The organism is Pseudomonas sp. NFACC42-2 (assembly GCF_900116055.1).
Lineage (GTDB): Bacteria > Pseudomonadota > Gammaproteobacteria > Pseudomonadales > Pseudomonadaceae > Aquipseudomonas > Aquipseudomonas marginalis.
This window is the reverse complement of the sequence record NZ_FOZO01000018.1, coordinates 26080-48758: the sequence shown is the minus strand read 5'-3', so window position 1 is coordinate 48758 and position 22679 is coordinate 26080. Positions and strand designations below refer to the sequence as shown.

20 protein-coding genes are annotated in these 22679 nt (G+C 61.4%); 16 read left to right on the top strand and 4 right to left on the bottom strand.

Annotated features, from left to right (window positions below; translation table 11 throughout):
* Window positions 1-22: 22 nt before the first annotated feature.
* Window positions 23-490, bottom strand: a complete 468-nt coding sequence (locus BM416_RS24035; RefSeq protein WP_027607638.1) for a PAS domain-containing protein — start codon at window positions 488-490, stop codon at window positions 23-25.
* 129 nt (window positions 491-619) lie between these two features.
* Here BM416_RS24035 and BM416_RS24030 point away from each other — a divergent pair, with 129 nt between their 5' ends.
* Window positions 620-1075: a flavodoxin gene (locus BM416_RS24030; protein ID WP_065939015.1), complete on the top strand. Its 456-nt coding sequence runs from the start codon at window positions 620-622 to the stop codon at window positions 1073-1075.
* Here the strand turns inward: BM416_RS24030 and BM416_RS24025 are convergent.
* A complete protein-coding gene (locus BM416_RS24025) occupies window positions 1056-1952 on the bottom strand; it encodes a LysR family transcriptional regulator (protein ID WP_092489695.1) in 897 nt (298 codons plus the stop codon). The two genes, BM416_RS24030 and BM416_RS24025, sit on opposite strands and share 20 nt — an antisense overlap.
* A 98-nt stretch (window positions 1953-2050) precedes the next feature.
* On the opposite strand from BM416_RS24025, the gene BM416_RS24020 reads away from it, so the two are divergent.
* From BM416_RS24020 to BM416_RS23985, 8 genes are all read left to right on the top strand, one after another.
* A complete protein-coding gene (locus BM416_RS24020) occupies window positions 2051-2437 on the top strand; it encodes a CidA/LrgA family protein (protein ID WP_092489694.1) in 387 nt (128 codons plus the stop codon).
* Window positions 2427-3113, top strand: coding sequence for an LrgB family protein (locus BM416_RS24015; protein WP_092489693.1), 687 nt, complete (start codon window positions 2427-2429; stop codon window positions 3111-3113). The genes BM416_RS24020 and BM416_RS24015 overlap by 11 nt, the downstream gene beginning before the upstream one ends.
* A 150-nt stretch (window positions 3114-3263) precedes the next feature.
* Window positions 3264-4046, top strand: a complete 783-nt coding sequence (locus BM416_RS24010; protein WP_092489692.1) for a class II aldolase/adducin family protein — start codon at window positions 3264-3266, stop codon at window positions 4044-4046.
* Window positions 4046-4972, top strand: a complete 927-nt coding sequence (locus BM416_RS24005; protein WP_092489691.1) for an alpha/beta fold hydrolase — start codon at window positions 4046-4048, stop codon at window positions 4970-4972. Before BM416_RS24010 ends, BM416_RS24005 begins: the two co-directional genes overlap by 1 nt.
* Before the next feature lie 146 nt (window positions 4973-5118).
* A complete protein-coding gene (locus BM416_RS24000) occupies window positions 5119-6030 on the top strand; it encodes an SDR family oxidoreductase (RefSeq protein WP_074847598.1) in 912 nt (303 codons plus the stop codon).
* Window positions 6031-6512: 482 nt separating this feature from the next.
* Window positions 6513-8294, top strand: a complete 1782-nt coding sequence (locus BM416_RS23995; protein ID WP_092489690.1) for a DUF1302 domain-containing protein — start codon at window positions 6513-6515, stop codon at window positions 8292-8294.
* A 29-nt stretch (window positions 8295-8323) separates the two neighbouring features.
* Window positions 8324-9682 carry a DUF1329 domain-containing protein gene (locus tag BM416_RS23990; protein ID WP_092489689.1) on the top strand — a complete coding sequence of 453 codons (1359 nt, stop codon included), beginning with the start codon at window positions 8324-8326 and terminating at the stop codon, window positions 9680-9682.
* 241 nt (window positions 9683-9923) lie between these two features.
* Window positions 9924-12425, top strand: coding sequence for a LuxR C-terminal-related transcriptional regulator (locus BM416_RS23985; protein ID WP_092489688.1), 2502 nt, complete (start codon window positions 9924-9926; stop codon window positions 12423-12425).
* On the opposite strand, the gene BM416_RS23980 is transcribed toward BM416_RS23985, so the two are convergent.
* Window positions 12422-13294 (bottom strand): helix-turn-helix domain-containing protein, encoded by an 873-nt coding sequence (locus BM416_RS23980; protein ID WP_092489687.1) that lies wholly within the window; start codon window positions 13292-13294, stop codon window positions 12422-12424. The genes BM416_RS23985 and BM416_RS23980 overlap by 4 nt on opposite strands.
* 138 nt (window positions 13295-13432) lie before the next feature.
* Here BM416_RS23980 and BM416_RS23975 point away from each other — a divergent pair, with 138 nt between their 5' ends.
* Complete coding sequence (locus BM416_RS23975; RefSeq protein WP_092489686.1) at window positions 13433-14344, top strand: DMT family transporter; 912 nt, start codon at window positions 13433-13435, stop codon at window positions 14342-14344.
* Between the two features lie 65 nt (window positions 14345-14409).
* On the opposite strand, the gene norR is transcribed toward BM416_RS23975, so the two are convergent.
* On the bottom strand, window positions 14410-15954 hold the full coding sequence (gene norR, locus BM416_RS23970) for a nitric oxide reductase transcriptional regulator NorR (RefSeq protein ID WP_092489685.1): 1545 nt from the start codon (window positions 15952-15954) through the stop codon (window positions 14410-14412).
* A 147-nt stretch (window positions 15955-16101) separates the two neighbouring features.
* Between norR and hmpA the strand changes: the two genes are divergently transcribed.
* The 6 genes from hmpA (at window position 16102) to cyoD (ending at window position 22669) form a co-directional block, all read left to right on the top strand.
* On the top strand, window positions 16102-17283 hold the full coding sequence (gene hmpA, locus BM416_RS23965; RefSeq protein WP_092489684.1) for an NO-inducible flavohemoprotein: 1182 nt from the start codon (window positions 16102-16104) through the stop codon (window positions 17281-17283).
* A gap of 150 nt (window positions 17284-17433) precedes the next feature.
* A complete protein-coding gene (locus BM416_RS23960) occupies window positions 17434-17940 on the top strand; it encodes a disulfide bond formation protein B (protein ID WP_027607623.1) in 507 nt (168 codons plus the stop codon).
* 794 nt (window positions 17941-18734) lie between these two features.
* The gene (gene cyoA / locus BM416_RS23950) at window positions 18735-19676 is read left to right on the top strand and encodes a ubiquinol oxidase subunit II (protein WP_027607622.1); all 942 of its coding nucleotides are present in this window, start codon (window positions 18735-18737) and stop codon (window positions 19674-19676) included.
* Between the two features lie 3 nt (window positions 19677-19679).
* On the top strand, window positions 19680-21698 hold the full coding sequence (gene cyoB, locus BM416_RS23945) for a cytochrome o ubiquinol oxidase subunit I (protein WP_092489683.1): 2019 nt from the start codon (window positions 19680-19682) through the stop codon (window positions 21696-21698).
* Window positions 21699-21701: 3 nt separating this feature from the next.
* Window positions 21702-22328: a cytochrome o ubiquinol oxidase subunit III gene (locus BM416_RS23940; RefSeq protein ID WP_010206435.1), complete on the top strand. Its 627-nt coding sequence runs from the start codon at window positions 21702-21704 to the stop codon at window positions 22326-22328.
* The gene (gene cyoD / locus BM416_RS23935; protein WP_065925996.1) at window positions 22328-22669 is read left to right on the top strand and encodes a cytochrome o ubiquinol oxidase subunit IV; all 342 of its coding nucleotides are present in this window, start codon (window positions 22328-22330) and stop codon (window positions 22667-22669) included. Before BM416_RS23940 ends, cyoD begins: the two co-directional genes overlap by 1 nt.
* Window positions 22670-22679 lie beyond the last annotated feature (10 nt).

Sequence of the window (22679 nt, the reverse complement as noted above, 5' to 3'; positions counted from 1 at the left end):
TCCGCTGTTATGGCCGCAGTTTCTAAATTTTGTTTAATCCGCTTGTCGCTTTGAGCGCTGCCAGCTCGGCCTTGACCTCGGCCAGTTCACTTTCCAGCTGCGCGACACGCTGCTGGGCCTTGACCTGGAGCGTGACGTCCTTTTGTACGCCGACGAAATACGTCTGCTTGTCCGCTGCGTTGTAAACCGTTGAAAGGGACAGTTCGTTCCAGAAGTGGCTGCCGTCCTTGCGGTAATTGCGCAGGGTTTCCCGGCAGGCACCGCCGTTCTCCAGCGCTTCACGAATGGCCATCAGGGCCGGCTGGTCGCGGTCGCCGGATTGCAGGAAGCGGCAATCCTGATAGAGGATTTCGTCGAGGGTGTAGCCGGTCAGCCGTTCGAATGCAGGGTTCACGTAGATCAGCGGCTTGTCCTTGCCTTCTCTTTCAGCGACGACGATGCCGTCGTTGGAAGCGTTGATCACCATTTGCATCAGCTTGGCGTTAATCATTGAGCGGTCCATGGCTTGTGGTTGGAGTGGGCAGTTTAAGACATGCCTTGAATCTTGCACGGCGGGCGCCGAAATATTTGCGCCAGCTGCTAATATCCCAGGCTTTCGCTCAACTACAGGATCAGATTGATGAAAGTCGCCATCCTTTCCGGCTCGGTGTACGGCACGGCTGAAGAAGTCGCGCGCCACGCCGCCGACCTCCTCAACAAGGCCGGCTTTGAGGCCTGGCACAATCCCCGTGCGACCTTGGCGGATGTACTAGCCTTCAGTCCGCAAGCCTTTCTGGCGGTGACCTCCACCACCGGCATGGGGGAATTGCCCGACAACCTGCAACCCCTGTATTCCTCCATTCGCGACCAACTGCCCGGCGCCTGGCGCGGGTTGCCCGGCGCAGTGATCGGCCTGGGCGATGCCAGCTACGGCGATACCTTCTGTGGCGGTGGCGAGCAAATGCGCGAGCTGTTCGGCGAGTTGGGTGTGCGCGAAGTGCTGCCGATGCTGCGCCTGGACGCCAGCGAAAGCGTCACCCCGGAAGCCGACGCCGAGCCATGGCTGGCCGAGCTGGTCACTGCACTGCGTGCTTGACCGGAAACTCGCGTAACAACGCCAGCCAGGCCTGGGCGGCTCTCGACAGGTAGGCGCCCTCACGCCAGATAAAGGCAATGTCCCAGCGCAGGTAGTCTGGCGCCTTCAACGTCAGGCGCACCACCCCAGGTCGCACCAGCCCACGGGCGACCACGCTGGGCAGCAGCACCACGCCTTGGCCGGCGGCCACCAAGGCTGCGAGGAAATCCGCCTGGCCGCTTCGGCCGATTTCCTTCGGGGTAAAACCCAACTGCTGACACGCCTGCATCAGGCGGTCGTTAAGCACAAAGCTGCGCTGGTACATCAGGAACGGCGTGTCCGCCAATTCCTCAAGGCGCACCTGGGCGTTGTCCGCCAGGGGATGGTCAATCGGCAGCAGTGCGTCCAGGGGTTCATCGCAAAAGGCTTGCCAGGCAAACGCCGGGTCATTGGGTTTCAAGCTGCCGCCCACTTCCAGCTCACCGCTCAGGATGGCCTGTTCGATATTGCGGCTACCGCCTTCCAGCAGTTGGATGGTGACGTTCGGGTAGCGCCGGCGGTACTCGGCAAACAGCCCGGCGAACAACGTGTCACCCGCCAGCAGCGGCAGGCCCAGGCGCAACTCGCCGCGGGTGAGCTGCTGCATATCGTCCAGCTCGCTCAGCAGTTCGGCTTGCAGGCGCAACATGGCTTCGGCGCGTTGCAGTACGACCTGGCCGGCGGCGGTCAGGCGGATCTGCGAGCCGATGCGGTCGAGCAGCGGTGTGCCAAGGCTTTGCTCCAGTTGCGCCACCTGTTTGCTGACGGCGGACTGGCTGATATGCAGGGTTTTCCCTGCCTGGGTAAAGCCCCCTCGGTGGATCACTTCGACAAAGCTGCGCAGCTGTTTGAATTCCATCGGCCCGATTCCAGTTTGGAATGGTTGGCAGTCTAACAATTCGCTGTGGAGATGGAAGGCCGCGCTCTAAAATGGGGGCCTGCGAGGACCCAAAGCCCATGAAACGTTTTCCCTTCAAACACCTTGGCCGTTTGCTGACTGAACTGGTCGTGCTGCTCGCGATTTATCTGCTGGGCACCCAGTTGGCGGCTTGGCTGGCCTGGCCCATTCCCGGTGGCGTGGTGGGCCTGGGCCTGTTGCTGGCAACGTTCGCCAGCGGCCTGGTCAAACCGGCGGCACTGCAATTGGGCGCCGGGGTGTTGATGGCCGAGATGCTGCTGTTCTTCATCCCGGCCCTGATGAGCTTGCTCGATTACGGCGGCCTGCTGCGCAACGATGGCTGGCGCATCCTGTTGGTGATCGGCTTCAGCACGCTAGCGGTGATGCTGGTCACGGCGTTTACGGTAGAAGCGGTGTGCCGCTGGAGGTTGCGCCATGAAGCTTGAGCTGATGCCGGTGTTCTGGCTCGCCTTGACCTTGGGCGCCTACGTATTCAGCCGTTGGCTCTACCGGCGTACCGGGCGCTACCTGCTGTCGCCGCTGATCCTGGTGCCGGCACTGTTGTTGGCGGTGGCTGTGCCGATGCACACCGCCTATGCCGAATACGCCACCGACACCCACTGGCTGATGCTGGTGCTGGGCCCGGTGACCGTGGCGTTTGCCGTGCCGATCTGGCAGCAGCGCCGCTTGCTGGCGCGGCACTGGCCGGCGTTGCTGCTGGGCATGGTGGCGGGCAGTGTGGCGTCGATCGCGACTTCGTTCGGCCTGGCGAAGGCACTGGCGCTGGACAGCGCGGTGACGATGTCGCTGGTGCCGCGCTCGATCACCACACCGTTCGCCATGCCAGTGTCTTCCGACCTGGGTGGCGTGCCGGAGCTGACGGCGGTGTTCGTGATGTTCACCGGTGTATTCGGCGCCATGCTCGGTGGTGTATTGCTCAAATGGCTGCCGCTGCGGACACCCCTGGCACGTGGCGCATTGTTTGGCGTGGGCGCCCACGGTGCGGGTGTCAGCCGCGCCCATGAAGTGGGCGGCGAAGAGGGCTCGGTCGCCGGCCTGGTGATGGTGTTGACGGGGTTGCTCAACCTGTTTGCCGTGCCTTTTCTGACGGCGCTTCTATGACGCGCTTTAAACAAACTTCAACTATTCTCTGAACTGACCCGCTCGGTCATCAAGCTGGCTGCCAAGGCAACTACGGCAGGCATGAGGTCTGACTAGACTGGCCCATCACACAAAAAAACAATAAGAGATTGCGCCAAGGAGGTCATCGCCGTGAGCCTAGCCCCCGTTCTATCGCCGCAGAATGTCAAAGATCAGGTCAGCGCTGCCGAATGGCAGACCCGCGTCGACCTGGCGGCCTGCTATCGCCTGGTGGCGCTGCATGGCTGGGATGACCTGATCTTCACCCATATCTCGGCCAAGGTGCCGGACACCGATGACTTCCTGATCAACCCCTACGGGCTGATGTTCCACGAGATCACCGCGTCGAGCCTGGTCAAGGTCGACCTGGCCGGCAACAAACTGATGGACAGCCCCTACGACATCAATCCGGCGGGCTACACCATCCACAGTGCCATCCATGAAGTTCGCCATGATGTGACGTGCGTGCTGCACACCCACACGGCTGCGGGTGTGGCCGTCGCTGCACAGCAGCAGGGCGTGTTGCCCATCAGCCAGCAATCGCTCTTCGTGCTGTCGAGCCTGGCCTATCACGCCTACGAAGGCGTGGCCTTGAACCACGAAGAAAAAGCCCGCTTGCAGGCCGACCTCGGGGATAGCAATTTCCTGATGCTGCACAACCATGGCCTGCTGACCTGCGGCAGTACCATTGCCGACACCTTTCTGATGATGTTCACCTTCCAGCGCGCCTGCGATATTCAGGTGCTGGCGCAGAGCGGCGGCGCCGAATTGATCGCCATCGGGCCGCAGATTCTGGCCGGCGCCAAGGCGATGGCGGCGGCGGTCACAAAGAGCGCCCAAGGCATGGGCGGCGCGCTGGCCTGGCCGGCCTTGCTGCGCAAATTGGACCTGCAAGCCCCTGGGTATAACAGCTGATGCCACTCGCCGAGATCCCGCTCAGAGCCTGGCGCAAGCGTGGCCAGGATTTCGTCTTTCGCGGCCGTACCCTTCGCTATTGGGTGGCCGGGCAGGGCGAACCGCTGCTGCTAATCCATGGCTTCCCCACGGCCAGTTGGGACTGGCATTACCTCTGGCAACCCCTGGCCCAGCGGCACCTGGTGATCGCCTGCGACATGCTCGGCTTCGGTGACTCGGCCAAGCCGCTGGACCACGATTACTGCCTGCTGGAACAGGCGGACTTGCAACAGGCCCTGCTCGAACACTTGCGGGTGGAACAGCCGGTGCATGTGTTGGCCCATGACTACGGTGATAGCGTCGCCCAGGAACTCCTGGCCCGGCACTACGAAGGCCGGTTTGAGATGGCCAGCTGTGTGTTCCTCAATGGCGGGTTGTTCCCCGAAACCCATCGCCTGGCGCTGGTGCAAAAACTCTTGCTCAGCCCCCTGGGCTGGATGATCGGCCGCGCGTTCGGGCGCAATGCCCTGGCGGACAGCTTCAGCCAGATATTCGGCCCCGACACCCACCCCAGTGAAAGTGCCCTGGATGATTTCTGGAGCCTGATCAACGGCAACGGCGGCACGCGCATCCTGCACAAACTGATCGCCTACGTCCCCCAGCGCCGTCGCCTGCGTGACCGCTGGGTCGGCGCGATGCAGCGCGGCGAAGTGCCGTTGCGGGTGATCGACGGCGAAGTGGACCCGATCTCCGGCGCGCATATGGTCGAGCGTTACCAGCAACTGGTGCCCGACGCCGACACGGTGTTGCTGGCCAATATCGGCCACTACCCGCAGATCGAGGCGCCGGTGCAGGTGCTCAGGCACTACCAGGCCTTTCGTGATCGGCTCGGGCAGCCCGTGGTGTGGGAGGGGGCTTGCCCCCGATGGCAGAGTGTCAGTCACTGAATGCGCTGACTGTCACTCTGCCATCGGGTCATCTTCATCATCCCCCAGCCTTATCGAGCACCATTCAGCCTCCGCCGTATTTATTGTGACCGCAGGCGCGTTGCCGGACACTCGAACCATTCCCATTGTCGCCAGCGGAGTTTGGTATGAGTGAGTCAGTGCAGTTCCAGGATAAGGTCGTGATCGTCACCGGTGCCGGCGGCGGATTGGGCCGGGCCCATGCGCTGCTGTTCGCCAGGCACGGGGCCAAGGTCCTGGTCAACGACCTCGGCGGTTCTACCCAGGGCGAGGGCGCCAATGCCTCCGCCGCCGACCGGGTGGTCGCCGAGATTCGTGCGGCGGGCGGTGTCGCCGAGGCCAACCATGACTCTGTCACCGACGGTGACAAGATCGTCCAGAACGCCCTCGACGTTTTCGGCCGCATCGACGTCGTGGTTAACAACGCCGGCATCCTGCGTGACAAAACCTTCCACAAAATGGACGACGCCGACTGGGACCTGGTTTACCGCGTGCATGTCGAAGGTGCCTACAAAGTCACCCGCGCCGCCTGGCCCCACCTGCGTGAGCAAGGCTACGGCCGGGTGATCTTCACCGCGTCCACCTCGGGCATCTACGGCAATTTCGGCCAGTCCAACTACGGCATGGCCAAGCTCGGGCTGTACGGCCTGACCCGCACCCTGGCCCTGGAAGGGCGCAAGAACAACATCCTGGTCAATGCGATTGCCCCCACCGGCGGTACGCGCATGACCGAAGGCCTGATCCCGCCGCAAGTGTTCGAGCGCCTCAAGCCGGAACTGGTCAGCCCGCTGGTGGTGTACCTGGGCAGCGAAGCGTGCCAGGAAACGTCCGGGCTGTTCGAGGTGGGTGGCGGCTGGATCGGCAAGACCCGCTGGGAACGCAGCCTGGGCGTGGGCTTCGACCCTGAAGCCGGGTTCTCCCCCGATGATGTGGCGGCGCATTGGGCGCAGATCTGCGACTTTGAAGGCGCAGCCCACCCCAACGACAACATCGAAGCGTTGAAGGAGATGATGGCGAACTTGCAGAAGTACAGCCTGTGATCGTTGCTTGAAAAAGCTTGAATCCCACGGGGCGCTGATGGCGCCCCGTTTTATTTCAGGCAAAAAAAAGCCGCTGCAAACGCAGCGGCTGAAGTAAGACGTTGGATCAAGGAGCGACAAATCAACGTCAGTGAACACGGGTAACAGATTGAAAACAGGCATCAATCCATTCAAGTCTGGCTGTTCTTCCCGATGGGGAAGCGGGCTGTTTGCCCTGAAAGCCAGGCAAGAATAGTCGGTTGTTACAAAATGAGTAATCCCGATTCATGACAAGGACTGTTACTGAAAGCGCAACAGTTTGAGGGCGAGCCATCCATTCCCCTGATAACCCGCCATCCACCCAATCCATGGGGCCGCCCGCCCCCCGGCCAGAGCGGCTTGTCATCCTTTCGAGCGATAGAGCGAATCCCTCCTTGGTGCGCTTATCGCTCCTGATGCGCGGCAGTAGGGTGAGGCCTTCTGTCACTCACCGGGGAAGACGCATGACAAAAACAACAATGCGCGCCATCTTCACGCCACAGGCGCTGGCCGCTGCGGTTGCGTTGGGTTGCTGTGCCCAGGCACAGGCTGTTTCCTTCAATATTGGCGAGATCGAAGGGCAATTCGACTCCTCGCTGTCGGTCGGCTCGAGCTGGGGCATGCGCGATGCCGATAAAAAGCTCGTGGGCACCGTCAATGGCGGCACGGGCCAGGCTTCCACGGGGGATGACGGGCGTCTCAACTTCAAGAAGGGCGAGACCTTCTCCAAGATATTCAAAGGCCTGCATGACCTGGAGCTGAAGTACGGCGACACCGGTGTGTTCGTGCGCGGCAAATACTGGTACGACTTCGAACTCAAGGATGAAGACCGCGAGTTCAAGCAGATCAGCGACCACAACCGCAAGGAAGGCGCCAAGTCCAGCGGCGCGCAGATCCTCGATGCGTTCGTCTACCACAACTACTCCCTGGGCGACCTGCCGGGCACCGTGCGTGCCGGCAAGCAGGTGGTCAGTTGGGGCGAAAGTACCTTCATCGGCAACTCCATCAACAGCATCAACCCGATTGACGTGTCGGCGTTCCGTCGGCCCGGTGCCGAGATCAAGGAAGGGCTGATTCCGGTCAACATGCTGTTCGCGTCCCAGAGCCTGACCAACCAACTGACCGTGGAAGGCTTCTACCAACTGGAGTGGGACCAGACGGTGCTGGATAACTGCGGCACCTTCTTTGGCAATGACGTGGCGGCGGATGGCTGCACCGGTAACTACACGGTGGGTAGTCCGGCGATTGCACCGCTCCAACCGATCGCAGCGGCTCGCGGCCAAGGCTTTGTGGTGACCCGCGAAGGTGTGGTGGTGCAGCGTGCTGGTGATCGCGATGCACGGGACTCCGGCCAATTCGGTGCAGCCTTGCGCTGGATGGGCGATGACACGGAGTACGGCCTGTACTTCATGAACTACCACAGCCGTACGCCGACTGTGGGCACGATTACCGCCAACACCAATCTGGCGACCATCGGTGGTATCGCGGCGGCTGCTCCGGCGGGCTTCGGTTCGGCCCTGGCCCAGAGCACCATGCTTGGCCGTGGCCAGTACTACCTCGACTATCCGGAAGACATCCGCCTGTTCGGCGCCAGCTTCTCCACCACCTTGCCCACCGGCACGGCGTGGACCGGTGAGATCAGCTATCGCCCGAATGCACCGGTGCAGCTCAACACCACTGACTTGACCCTGGCCCTGATCAACCCGATTGCCGGCAATGCGGCATCGCCGATCCGTTCCTCCTTCGGCGCCGACAACAAGGGCTACCGCCGCAAGGAAATCACCCAGATCCAAAGCACCATGACCCAGTTCTTCGACCAGGTACTGGGCGCTGAACGCCTGACCCTGGTGGGCGAAGCGGCCGTGGTGCATGTGGCCGGCCTGGAGGATAAATCCAAGCTGCGTTACGGCCGCGACTCGGTGTACGGCGCCTATGGTTTCCAGGGCGACACCGACGGTTTCGTCACCTCCACCTCCTGGGGCTACCGCGCGCGCGCGATCCTCGACTACAACAATGCGATTGCCGGGGTGAACCTCAAGCCCAACCTGTCCTGGTCCCATGACGTGGCCGGCTACGGGCCCAACGGGATCTTCAATAAAGGCGCCAAGGCCATCAGCGTCGGCGTGGATGCGGACTATCGCAGCACCTACACCGCCAGCCTCAGCTACACCGACTTCTTTGGCGGCGACTACAACACCCTGACCGACCGCGACTTCCTCGCCCTCAGCTTCGGCGTGAACTTCTGATTTGGCTTAAAAAAGAAGGACAAGAATCCATGCGTAAGACAATTGCAGTATTGGCCCTCAGCCTGTTGGCTTCCCACGTGATGGCGGCGGTGTCGCCGGAAGAGGCGGCCAAGCTGGGCACCACCCTGACACCGGTCGGCGCCGAAAAAGCCGGCAACGCCGATGGCTCGATCCCGGCGTGGACCGGCGGTATCCCGAAAAACGCCGGCGCGGTGGACAGCAAAGGCTTCCTCGCCGACCCGTTCGCCAATGAAAAACCGCTGTTCGTGATCACCGCCGCCACGGTGGACAAGTACAAGGACAAACTCTCCGACGGCCAGGTGGCGATGTTCAAGCGCTACCCCGAGACCTACAAGATCCCGGTGTACCCGAGCCACCGTACGGTCAACCTGCCACCGGACATCTACGAGTCGATCAAGCGCAGCGCGCTGAACGTCAAGACGATCAACGACGGCAACGGCCTGGAAAACTTCACCGGTAACCGTTACTACGCGTTCCCGATTCCCAAGAATGGCGTGGAAGTGCTGTGGAACCACATCACCCGCTACCACGGTGGCAACCTGCGCCGCATCATCACCCAGGCCACCCCGCAGACCAATGGCAGCTACACGCCGATCCGCTTCGAGGAGGAAGTGGCGGTGCCCCAGGCGATTCCCGATATCGACCCGGCCAAGGCGGCCAACGTGCTGAGCTATTTCAAGCAATCGGTGACCGCCCCGGCACGCCTGGCGGGTAACGTGCTGCTGGTGCACGAGACCCTCGACCAGGTGAAGGAGCCACGCCTGGCCTGGATCTACAACGCCGGCCAGCGCCGCGTGCGCCGCGCGCCGCAAGTGTCCTATGACGGCCCGGGCACCGCGTCCGACGGCCTGCGCACCACCGACAACTTCGACATGTTCTCCGGCGCCCCCGACCGCTATGACTGGAAGCTGGTGGGCAAGAAAGAGATGTACATCCCCTACAACAGCTACAAGCTCGATTCGCCGTCGCTCAAGTACGACGACATCATCAAGGCCGGTCATATCAACCAGGACCTGACCCGTTACGAACTGCACCGCGTGTGGGAAGTGGTCGGCACGGTCAAGCCGAGCGAGCGGCACATCTACGCCAAGCGCCACATGTACATCGACGAAGACAGCTGGCAAGTCGCGCTGGTGGATCACTACGACGGTCGTGGCCAACTGTGGCGCGTCGCCGAAGGTCATGCGCAGTTCTACTACGACCACCAGGTGCCGGCCTACACCGTCGAGACCCTGTACGACATCATTGCCGGGCGCTACATCGCACTGGGCATGAAGAACGAGGAGAAGAGCAGCTTCGTGTTCGGCTTTGCGGCCAAGGCAGCGGACTACACCCCGGCGGCGTTGAGGGCTGAAGGCGTACGCTGATCCCAATATGAAATGCAATCAAATGTGGGAGGGGGCTTGCCCGATGGCGGTGTATCAGTCAACCAATCCAGTGACTGACAGTCCCTCATCGGGGGCAAGCCCCCTCCCACAGTGGGTTTTGTACACATGGGGTTCTGTGCATGGCCTTTAATCACCCCGCTGAATACTTCTTCAACAACCACCCGCCACAGGACTAGGGTAAGCACCAGGTTGCATAACAATAAAAAAGCAGGATGCAGCAATGACTGCCATGACACGCTGCCTGGACCGTCCTGGATTCATGCCCCGGCTGTCCGCTCACCATCTGCTGCGCCCACGCCTGGCCGAGCCGTTGCTGACGGACCAGGCCAGGGTCAAATTACTCTGCGCCCCCGGCGGCAGTGGCAAGAGCGCGCTGCTCGCCGAATGTGCGTTGCAGGCGCCTGCGGGTTGCCAGGTGTACTGGTTGCCCCTCAATGGCGCGGTGCTCAGCCCCCTCGATCTGTGCCTGCGGCTGGCGCAAAACCTGGGCCTGACGTTTACCGATGAAGCCACCTTGCTGCTCGACCTCAGCCGCTGGCAGGTCTCGGCGTGGCTGTTCCTCGATGATTTTTGCCGCTTGCCCACGCCCGACACCGACGCCTTGCTTGACCGGCTGCTCACCGCCAGCAGCCCGGCCCTGACCTGGTGGCTGGGCGCACGGCGGCGACCGGCGTGCAACTGGCCGCGCCTGCTGCTCGACGATGAGTTGCTCGAATGTGGCGCCGAACTGGCCTTCAGCCCTGGGGAGATCCAGCAACTGCTCAGCCATGCCCCCGGGCATTCGGTCGACAGCGTGCAGCAGTTCAGCGCCGGTTGGTGCGCGGGCGTGCGCATCGCCCTGCTGGGGGATGGGCACCCCGACAGGACCTTGCTCGACTACCTGCAACACGAACTGTTCAGCACACTGCCGCCGGAGCTGGCGGAGGCCTGGCGCGTACTGGCTCATCTGCCGCGCTTCAACGCCGGCCTGTGCGAGCACTTGTTCGGCGCGGGGGACGGTGACCAGTACCTGAGGGATCTGCAGGTGCTCGGCGCCTTTATCCAGCCGTGGGAAGACACCGACTGGCTGCAGGTTTTTCCGCCCCTGGCGCAGCTGATGCAAAACGAGCCCTGGCCGGCCAAACGCTCCTGGCATCGCCGCGCCTGCCAATGGTTCTGCGCCGAACAGGACTGGCAGGCCGCCTTCGAACAGGCGCTGTTGGCCGAAGAATATGAAATGGCGGTGAGCCTGTTGCAGCATTTCAGTTTCGAGGACCTGTTCCGCCAGCAGAACGCCGTCTTGCTGTTGCACCTGCATGAGCAGCATGGCGATGAATTGATGCTCGGCTCGGCACAACTGGTGGGGCTGGTGACGGCGGCGTTGCTGTTTGCCGGGCGCTTCGAACAGGCAGCGGTGTGCATCGATCAACTGGCCCGGTTTGCCCCGCAACCGACCGCGGCGCAACAGCGGTATTTATTGGCGCGCTGGCAGGCGCAATGGGGCTGGCTGCTGCACCTGGGCGGCGATGCCGAGGGCTCGCGCCTGCATTTTCTGGAGGCGCTGCAAGCCTTGCCCGACAGCGCGTGGACCTCGCGGCTGATGTGCCTGTCGGGCCTGACCCAGCAGGCCTTGTTGCGCGGCGAACTGGACGTGGCCCAAAGCCTGAACCGCGAAGCGCTGTGCCTGGCGCGCGCCCAGGGTTCGTTGCTGCTGGAGGCGCTGCTTGAACTGGATCACGCTCAACTGCTGGAACAGCGCGGGGCACCGTACCGGGCCCAGAGCCTGCTGGAAAATGTGCAGGCCATGTTGCTTGAACAACGGCTCAAGGCCGGCCCCTTGGTGGGGCGTATCGCCTTGCGACGCGGGCACCTGGCCTTGCGCCAGGGCCAGGACAGCCTGGCCGCCGAGTGTTTCGATACGGGCTTGAAGATGTGCCTGCACAGCCAGGACAAGCGCGTGCTCTACGGCTTTCTCGGCCTGGCACTGTTGGCTGCCAACCGTGGCGATTACGCCCAGGCCTTTGTCCAGTTGCGTGAGGCCGAGCGGCTGATGCAGCAACGCCAGGTGCCGGACACGGTGTACCGCGCGGTGCTGCTGTTGGTCAGCGGGCACTTCTGGTTGCAGCAGGGGCGCGCCGAATTGACCGTGGAAGCGGTGCGCCGCGTGCTGCGTCACTTCCGTGGGCCCCAGGCCAAACAAGCACCGCCGGCCACCCTGGAACTGATCCCGCGTCTTGAATACCTGTTGGTGCTGGCGGAGGTGAAGCTGGGCTGCGCCGATCAACCGCTGGAACGGCTCGACGCTTTGCTGCAAGCCACCCATCGGCGCGGCATGTTGTGCCTGGAAATCGAACTGCACCTGGTGCTGGGCGAAGTCGCCTGGCAGTTGGGTGATCCGGCCTTGGCGCGCCGCTCGCTGCAAGCCGGCCTGGAACTGGCCGGGCGTTGCCAGGTGCAGCAAGCGATTCGCGAACTGCGTCTGCGCGCGCCGGGACTGCTGAGTGAGCTGGGCCTGGAACCTCAGGCATCAACCCCCGGCACGGTGGAAAACCCCTTGAGCCAGCGCGAACTGGAAGTGCTGCAACTGATCGCCCTCGGCAGTTCCAATCTGGAGATCGCCGACCGCCTGTTTATCTCCCTGCACACCGTCAAGACCCACGCGCGGCGCATTCACAGCAAGCTCGGCGTGGAGCGGCGTACCCAGGCGGTGGCCAAGGCCAAGACCTTGGGCCTGATGGTTTAGATGAACGCCTGACGGTATTCGCCGGGCGTGGCGCCCATGGCCTGGCGGAAGCGATGGGTAAAGTGGCTGGCGCTGGAGAAACCACACAGCAGGGCAATCTCGCCCAACGGCAGGGCGCCGCCACGCAGCAGGTTTTGCGCGCGGGTCAGCCGGCGCGCCAGCAGATACTGATGGGGCGGCAGGCCGAAACTCTGGCGAAACATCCGGGCGAAATGGTACTCCGACAGCGCACACAACCCAGCCAGTTGCCCAAGGCTGATGGGCTCCTCCAGGTGCTGGTCGATGTAGTCCACCAGCAACCGTCGTTGGTAGGCGGCCAGCCCACCTTTCAAGCGCAGGCCTTCGCGGGCGCCCACCTGGCTGAGCAGGGTATGGCTGAGCATTTCATGGGCGAGGCTGCTGGTGAGCAGGCGTTCGGCGGGTTCGTCCCAGTTGAGGGCGATCAACTGGTGGAAGCGTCGGGCCAGGCGCTGGTCTTCCAGGAAGGTACTTTCCCGCAGTTCCAGCGTGCGCGGTTCGCGGTCAAGCAGGGTGACGCAGCCGAGGGCAAATTGTTCCGGGCTGAAATACACGTGGGCCAGGCGGATCTCACCGTTGATCACCCAGGCCGATTGGTGCTCGGCAGGCAGGATGCACAGCTTGTCGGGGCCGCCCTTGGTGCCCGGCCGGTCGCGCCGAAACGTACCGGTGCCGCCATCGACATAGCAGGACAAGGTGTGATGGCTGGGCGCCTGGTAGTCCTGGGAATCGTGATGGTTGCTCCACAAGGCCGCGGACAAGCCGTCACCGAGCTCGGCGCAGGCTTCCAGGCGTGCGTTGGGCGAGCGGTTAAGGGCTTGGAAGACTTGCAGGGATTCCAGGTCTGGCATGGTGTGTGTTCTCCGACGCCTTGCATCCTACTCCGCGAGGCTGGCGCTGTGATCCCATCGCCCGACAAAAGCGCAAGATTGTGCAAGAGCCTTGTCCGGGTTGAAGGCGACACTGTGGCTCAATCGATGGAGCCCGCTATGAACCTTTCCCTGTACTTACTCACTGTGCTGATCTGGGGCACCACCTGGATCGCGCTCAAATGGCAATTGGGCGTGGTGGCGATTCCCGTGTCCATCGTCTACCGCTTCGGCCTGGCGGCCCTGGTGTTGTTTGCGTTGCTGCTGGTCAGTCGCAAGTTGCAGGTGATGAACCGGCGCGGGCACCTCATCTGCCTGGCCCAGGGGCTGTGCCTGTTTTGTGTCAACTTCATGTGCTTTCTCACCGCCAGCCAATGGATCCCCAGCGGCCTGGTGGCGGTGGTGTTTTCCACGGCCACGCTGTGGAATGCGCTGAACGCCCGGGTGTTTTTCGGCCAGCGGGTGGCACGCACCGTGTTGATGGGCGGCGGCCTCGGGCTGGCGGGCTTGGGCCTGCTGTTCTGGCCGGAACTGGTGGGGCATACCGCCAGCCCGCAGACCTTGCTGGGTTTGGGGTTGGCGTTGCTGGGGACGATGTGTTTCTCGGCGGGCAATATGCTCTCGAGCCTGCAGCAGAAGGCCGGTCTGAGGCCGCTGACCACGAATGCCTGGGGCATGTTGTATGGTTCGTTGATGCTGGCGACCTACTGCGTGGTGCGCGGTATTCCGTTTGAGATGGACTGGAGTGCGCGCTACATAGGTGCGCTGTGGTACCTGGTGATTCCGGGTTCGGTGATCGGGTTTACCGCGTACCTGACCTTGGTCGGGCGCATGGGGCCGGAGCGTGCAGCGTATTGCACGGTGCTGTTCCCGGTGGTGGCGCTGAATGTGTCGGCGTTTGCCGAAGGCTACCAGTGGACCGCGCCGGCGTTGGCGGGGTTGGTACTGGTGATGCTGGGGAATGTGTTGGTGTTTCGTAAGCCCAAGGTGGCTCAGCCGGTGAGTCCGATCCTCCAGGCAAAGCAGGTCTAGTGTGGGAGGGGACAAGCCCTCTCCCACATTTCCTGCATTTCTCACATTTGACCGAGTTGTCTGGTTTATTTGAGCCCTAGACGCTTGGCCATCCGGCCGAGGTTGGCGCGGTCCAGGCCCAGTTCGCGGGCGGCGCCGGCCCAGTTGTGCTGGTGGCGTTCCAGGCAGGCGTTGATGACTTGGCGCTGGTAGTGCTCGGTGGCCTGGCGCAGGTCACCGGTGGCGGCCAGGGCCGCTTCTGCCGGTGCTTCGATCACCGGCGTGCTGACGTCGGGCAAATCCAGGTCCTGGGCACTCAGGCTCAGAATCTTCGGGCGTTCGCGACAGTTACCCAGGGCTTTCAGCGCGCTGCGGCCGATCAAATGTTCCAGCTCCCGCACATTGCCCGGCCAGTTATAGGCCAGCAGCGCCGCCTGGGCGTCGCTGGTCAGGCGCAGGCTGCCCAGGCCCATGCGTGAGCGGTTCTGCTCGAGGAAGAAGCCGGCCAGCAGCAGCACATCACGCCCGCGCTCGCGCAGGGCCGGCACTTGCAACGGGTACACGCTCAGGCGGTGGTAGAAGTCGGCACGGTAGCGGCCGTTGCGCACTTCATCGGCGAGGTCGCGGTTGGTGGCGGCGATCAGGCGCACATCCACCTGGTGCTCCTTGTCCGAGCCCAGGCGCTGCAACTGCCCGCTTTGCAGCACCCGCAGCAACGTGGCCTGCACGCTCAGGGACAACTCACCCACTTCGTCCAGGAACAACGTGCCGCCATTGGCCAGCTCGAATTTGCCGCGCCGTTCATTCAGCGCGCCGGTGAAGGCGCCACGCACATGGCCGAACAACTCGCTTTCCACCAGGGTTTCCGGCAGGGCCGCGCAGTTGAGGCTGATCAGCGGTTTGTCCGCCCGGGACGACGCCGCGTGAATGGCCTGGGCCACCAGTTCCTTGCCCACCCCGGTTTCGCCGGTGATCAGCACCGTGAGGTCGCTGCCACCCACCAGCTTGATTTCCTCCACCAGGCGCTTGTGGGTTTTACTCTGGCCGATCATTTCCTTGTGCTGCTGGCCGCTGGCCTGGCGGTAGATCTCGGCGCGCTGGTGTTCGTCTTCGGCGCGCAACGCCAGGCGTTCGATACGTTCGGCCACGTTGACGGTGGCGGCGGCGAGGCTGGCGAAGGCTTGCAGGGCGTCCAGTTCCACCCGTTCGAAGCGTTCGGTGTCCAGCGCGTCCAGGGTCAACAGGCCCCAGGGCAGATCGTCGACAAACAGCGGGCAGCCCATGCAGTCGTGGACTTCCAGGTGGCCGTGCACGCCATCGACCAGGCCGTCGTAGGGATCGGGCAATTCGCTGTCACTGTCAAAGCGTGTGGGCCCAGGGCTGCTGAGCAACACGGCGAAGCGCGGATGTTCGCTGACCTTGAAGCGGCGGCCCAGGGTGTCCGCGCTCAAGCCATCCACCGCCAGCGGCACCAGCGACTCGCCGTCCAGGCGCAGCAGGGCGGCCGCATCACACGGCAACAGGGCGCGCATGGCTTGCAGCAGGCGTCGATAGCGTTCGCCTTCGGGCAGTTCCCGCGACAGGTCGGCGACCAGCGGCAGCAGGGTGGTGAGCAGCGAGTGTGCAGTCATAATGACTCCTTGTAGTCCATATGACTATAAGGTGTAGGGGGTCATACTGACTACATAATGTTCAAGTTATTGAAATTAAATGATTTATAAGTTGGCATGGATACTGAATAGCTAAGGGTAATCAGTAAAGAAGCCCAGGAGGCTCCCATGCTTAGTGCCCAAGACCGTGCCATCGTCAAATCCACCGTGCCCCTGCTGGAAAGCGGCGGTGAAGCGCTGATCACCCATTTCTACCGCATGATGCTCTCCGAGTACCCTGAGGTCCGCCCGCTGTTCAACCAGGCCCACCAGGCCAGCGGTGACCAGCCCCGGGCCCTGGCCAACGGCGTATTGATGTACGCGCGGCATATCGACCAGCTCGACCAACTGGGCGACCTGGTGGCGAAGATCATCAACAAGCATGTGGCGTTGCAGATCCTGCCGGAGCATTACCCGATCGTGGGCGCTTGCCTGCTGCGGGCGATTTCCGAGGTGCTGGGCAGTGAGATCGCCACCCCTGAGGTGATGAATGCCTGGGGTGCCGCGTACGGCCAGCTGGCGGATATCCTGATTGGGGCCGAGGCGGCCATCTACGCAGAGAAAGCCCAGGCCCCCGGCGGCTGGCGCGGTGCGCGGGCGTTCACTGTGGTCAAGCGCGTAGAGGAGAGCGCCGAGATCGCTTCCTTCTATTTCGCGCCGGCGGACAACGGGGCGATCCTCGCGGCCGCGCCGGGCCAATACATCGGCATGAGGCTGGTACTCGACGGTGAGGAAGTGCGCCGCAACTATTCACTGTCGGCGTTGAGTGATGCGGGTGAGTACCGCATCAGCGTCAAGCGCGAAGCTGGTGGGCAGGTCTCCAACTACCTGCATGACCAGTTGCAGGTCGGGGCGACGATTGACCTGTTTCCGCCGTCGGGCGAGTTCACCCTGGCGGCCAGCGATAAGCCGCTGGTGCTGATCAGCGGCGGGGTAGGGATCACCCCGACCTTGCCGATGCTGGAAGCGGCACTGGCCACCGAGCGTCCGGTGCACTTTATCCACTGCGCGCGCAATGGCGGGGTGCATGCGTTCCGCGACTGGGTCGACGGCCTGGCAGCCAAGCACCCGCAGCTCAAGCGCTTCTATTGCTATGCCGAGGACGACGGCGTGAGCCCTGCGGCGGATAAAGTCGGCCTGCTGAGCCAGGAGCAATTGGCGGCGTGGTTGCCGGAGCAGCGTGACCTGGACGCGTACTTCCTCGGCCCCAAAGGTTTCATGGCGGCGATCAAGCGCCACCTCAAGGCATTGGGCGTACCCGAGAAACAAAGCCGCTACGAGTTCTTCGGCCCGGCTGCCGCGTTGGAGTAACACGGTCGAAAATGTGGGAGGGGGTTTGCCCCCTCCCACATTTGGATCTCTGTTCCTCTCGATTAATCCCCTGTTAACCCCTCTCTGTTTAAACCACTCTCTGTGTGTAAACTTGCGGCCATTGGCACAACCAAACAAAGGGATACGGGGATGAGTGACGAATTGCGTTTAGGCAGGGAGCGGCGCTTTCTGGTGTTGCTGGGCATCATCTGCCTGGCGCTGATCGGTGGAGCGTTGTACATGCAGGTGGTGTTGGGCGAGGCGCCGTGCCCGTTGTGCATCCTGCAACGCTATGCCTTGCTGTTGATTGCGATCTTCGCGTTCATCGGTGCCGCCATGCGCACCAAGGGCGCCCTCACGCTGTTCGAAGGCCTGGTGGTACTCAGCGCTCTCGGCGGGGTGGCTGCGGCCGGTCACCATGTGTACACCCAGTTCTTCCCGCAGGTGAGCTGCGGCGTCGATGTACTGCAACCGATCGTCGACGACCTGCCCCTGGCCAAGGTCTTCCCACTGGGCTTCCAGGTCGACGGTTTCTGCAGCACCCCTTACCCGCCGGTGCTCGGCCTGTCCCTGGCGCAATGGGCACTGGTGGCGTTCGTGCTGACGGTCATCCTGGTGCCCCTGGGCATCTATCGCAATCGCCGCCACAAAGGCTGAACCCATCAGTGAAACGCCCCGGTCTTTCTTCAAGGAAGGCCGGGGCGTTTTTGCATGTAGGCTTTTGTGAACAGAGCGTGACGCCGGACAATTTTGGGTGCGCGCAGTGTGCGACATGTTGTCACACGGAAGCCGCAGCAGGACGTTTCTGACCCGCCAAACCAGCGCTTAAATTTGCAAAAAGGCTTCAGGATGTGCTGTCAGTTCGTGGTTTGGACGCCGCCACGTACCTCACGTCGTACAAGGCTTTGAGTGATGTCCGAATGCCTTGTTTTATGGGGGGTTGCATAAGTTTCGTAGACCCTTACGGGGTGTAAGGGCTGTGACCGTTTGCCCTATAACACGGCAATTTTTGTGGTTTTTGTTGAGAATCGAACGCGATAAGATCGCGAACCATTGCAATATTGGTGAAGGATTATTGCTGTAATCGATAAAAATTATTTCTTTATAAGACATGGTTTATACATCGCTAGCTAACTACAATCGCCCGCACTGAATGTCCGGTGCTGCTCAATCTTTGAGCACTGGAGCGGTCGAGGGGCAGATGGACGGCTCTGTGCGACCCCAAGGTTCCGGCAGCCTTTCAACTATCCGCACCAAAGGGAATTGGTCTGTAACAAGGCCTTTAACCACGAAATCGAATAAGAACTCACCGCAGGTCCGTGAAACGCTCCGTTATATGGCGTGCCGGGCAGGCTCTTATTCAATCGAAGAGAAATGCCAACCCTTGGCAGGGTGAAGTGTTGGCGATCAAAACCCAACTGCATTGCGCAAGCTGCTTTAGAGGTCGTGAGATGAGTAAAAACAGGTACCCCCGATTACTAGGCTTTTTGCCGCTGCTTGGCATGATGTTAATGCTGGGAGGCTGCAAGTGGACCTTGATGGACCCAAAAGGACAGATCGGTCTGGATCAACGAAACCTGATCATCACTGCCACCCTGCTGATGCTGTTGGTCGTGGTGCCTGTGATCATCATGACCTTTGCCTTCGCCTGGAAATACCGCGCGTCGAACACCAGCGCGACCTACGCGCCCAAGTGGTCGCACTCCACCAAGATCGAAATCGCGGTGTGGCTGGTCCCGATCCTCATCATCATCGCCCTGGGTTACATCACCTATAAGTCGACCCACGAGCTGGACCCGTACCGTCCGCTGGAGTCCGACGTCAAGCCGATCAACATCGAAGTGGTCGCGCTGGACTGGAAGTGGCTGTTCATCTACCCGGACCTGGGTATCGCCACGGTTAACCAGATTCGCTTCCCTGAGAACACCCCGCTTAACTTCCGGATCACCTCCGACGCCGTGATGAACTCGTTCTTCATCCCTGCCCTGGGCGGTCAGATCTACGCGATGGCAGGCATGCAGACCCGACTGCACCTGATCGCCAACGAAAAAGCTGAAATGGAAGGCATCTCCGCGAACTACAGCGGCGCTGGCTTCACCGGCATGAAATTCAAAGCGATCTCGACGAGCCAGGAAGATTTCAACGCCTGGGTAGCCGAAGTCAAGGCCGCACCTAAACAGCTTGATCAAGCTGAATACGACGCCCTGACCAAACCAAGCCAGAACAACCCTGTCGCCCTGTACTCCGCGTATGAGCCGAACCTGTTTCAGAAAATCGTCGACAAGTACGAAGGTATGAAGCCAGGCAAGCCGGTCAAGCACGAGAAGAAAGAAGTGGCCGCGGTTGAAGGTTCTGACACGGGCTCGCATTCAACTGCTGGGGCAGAGGAGTAAACGATGTTTGGTAAATTAAGTTGGGATGCGGTCCCGTTCCACGAGCCGATTGTGATGATTACCATCGCCATGATCGCGCTGGGTGGTCTGGCACTGTTTGCAGCAATCACTTATTTCAAGAAGTGGACCTACCTGTGGACCGAGTGGCTGACGTCGGTCGACCACAAGAAAATCGGCGTGATGTACATCATCGTTGCCATGGTCATGCTGCTGCGTGGTTTTGCCGACGCCATCATGATGCGTACCCAGTTGGCCATGGCCACCGAAGGTTCGCCTGGCTACCTGCCGCCTGAACACTATGACCAGATCTTCACCGCCCACGGTGTGATCATGATCATCTTCATGGCGATGCCTTTCTTCACCGGCCTGATGAACCTTGCAGTGCCGTTGCAGATCGGTGCGCGTGACGTTGCCTACCCGTTCCTGAACTCCCTGAGCTTCTGGCTGCTGGTTTCCGGCGTGGTGCTGATCAACGTTTCCCTGGGTGTCGGCGAATTCGCCAAGACCGGTTGGGTTGCGTATCCGCCATTGTCGGGTATCCAGTACAGCCCTGGCGTGGGTGTGGACTACTACATCTGGGCGCTACAGTTATCAGGACTCGGGACGACGCTGACGGGGGTCAACTTCCTGGCCACCGTCCTGAAAATGCGCGCCCCTGGCATGAAACTGATGGACATGCCGATCTTCACCTGGACCTGCACCTGGGCCAACGTCCTGATCGTGGCTTCGTTCCCGATCCTGGCCGCTACCATGGCGCTGCTGTCGCTTGACCGTTACCTGGATTTCCACATTTTCACCAATGAACTTGGTGGCAATCCAATGATGTACGTGAACCTGTTCTGGGCATGGGGTCACCCTGAGGTGTACATCCTGATCCTGCCAGCGTTCGGTATCTTCTCCGAAGTGATCTCGACCTTTACCGGCAAGCGCCTGTTCGGTCACCACTCGATGGTCTACGCATCGGGCGCAATCTCCGTACTGGGCTTCATGGTGTGGCTGCACCACTTCTTCACCATGGGTTCGGGGGCCAGCGTCAACGCCTTCTTCGGCCTGGCGACGATGCTGATTTCCATCCCGACGGGGGTGAAGCTATTCAACTGGCTGTTCACCATCTACCACGGCCGTCTGCGCATGACCAGCCAGGTCCTGTGGACCCTGGGCTTCATGGTGACCTTCGCCATCGGCGGCATGACCGGCGTACTGCTGGCCATTCCGGGTGCTGACTTCGTACTGCACAACAGCCTGTTCGTGATCGCTCACTTCCACAACGTGATCATCGGTGGTGCTGTATTCGGCTACATCGCTGGTTTCAGCTTCTACTTCCCGAAAGCGTTCGGCTTCAAGCTGCACGAAGGCTGGGGCAAGGCTGCGTTCTGGTTCTGGATCTCGGGCTTCTTCGTTGCGTTCATGCCGCTCTATGCACTGGGCTTCATGGGCATGACCCGTCGTCTGAACGCCACCACCAACCCTGAGTGGGTGCCGTACCTGTACGTCGCCATGTTCGGTGCGGTGATGATCGCCGTGGGTATCGCCTGCCAGCTGATCCAGCTGTATGTCAGCGTGCGTGACCGCAAGCAGAACATGTGCGAGTCCGGCGACCCATGGAATGGCCACACCCTGGAATGGTCGACCTCGTCGCCACCTCCGTTCTACAACTTCGCCGTGATCCCGACTGCGAACACCATCGATGCGTTCACCGAAGCCAAGGAAGACGGTACTGCGTACCAGAAGCCCAAGCACTACGAACCGATCCACATGCCAAGCAATACCGCCACTGGCGTGGTGATGGGTGCGCTGTTGACCGTGTTCGGTTTCGCGATGATCTGGCACATCTGGTGGCTGGCAATCGTGAGCCTGGTGGGCACCATCGGCTACTTCATTGTCCACGCAGCACGTGATGATCAAGGCTACATGGTGCCGGTCGAAACGATCGAGCGCATCGAAGCCGAGCAGCACGCTCGCCTGGTCGCCGAGAAGAAAATCCCGGCCAACCGTGTAGAAACCTCGTTGGAACAGGCTTAAACCATGTCGAACTTAGTGACCAATGCTGGACACGCCCATGTCGATGACCATGGGCACGATGACCATCACCACGACTCGGGGCCGATGACCGTTTTCGGTTTCTGGCTCTACCTGATGACCGACTGCATCTTGTTTGCGTCGATCTTCGCGGTGTACGCGGTACTGGTAAACAACGTTGCGGGTGGCCCGTCGGGCCACGACATCTTCGAACTGCCTTACGTGCTCGGCGAAACCGCCTTGCTGTTGTTCAGTTCGATCACCTACGGCTTCGCCATGTTGGCCTTCTACAAGGGCAACAAGAAAGGCGTCCTGAGCTGGTTGGCACTGACCTTCCTGTTCGGCCTGGGCTTCATCGGCATGGAGATCAACGAGTTCCACCTGCTGATCTCCGAAGGCTACGGCCCGCACCGTTCCGGCTTCCTGTCGGCGTTCTTCACGCTGGTAGGTACCCACGGTCTGCACGTAACGGCCGGCCTGCTGTGGATGGCGGTGATGATGTATCAGGTCAATAAACACGGCCTGACCAACACCAACAAGACCCGCCTGAGCTGCCTGAGCCTGTTCTGGCACTTCCTGGACGTGGTCTGGATCTGCGTCTTCACCGTTGTTTACCTGATGGGGACTCTGTAATGGCTAATGCACACTCCCATGACCATGACAGCCATGATGCGAGCCACGGCAGCGTTAAGTCGTACGCCATCGGCTTCATCCTGTCGGTAATCCTGACGCTTATCCCGTTCGGTCTGGTGATGTACCCGACCCTGCCGAAATCGATCACTTTGATGATCGTGCTGGCGTTCGCGGTGATTCAGGTTCTGGTTCACCTGGTGTACTTCCTGCACCTGGATCGCTCTAAAGAGCAGCGCGATAACGTGGTTGCGTTCGTGTTCGCGGGCATAGTAATCCTGCTGCTGGTTGGCCTGTCGATATGGATCATGTTCAGCATCCATACGTTCATGATGGCGAAGTGAGGTAAGACCC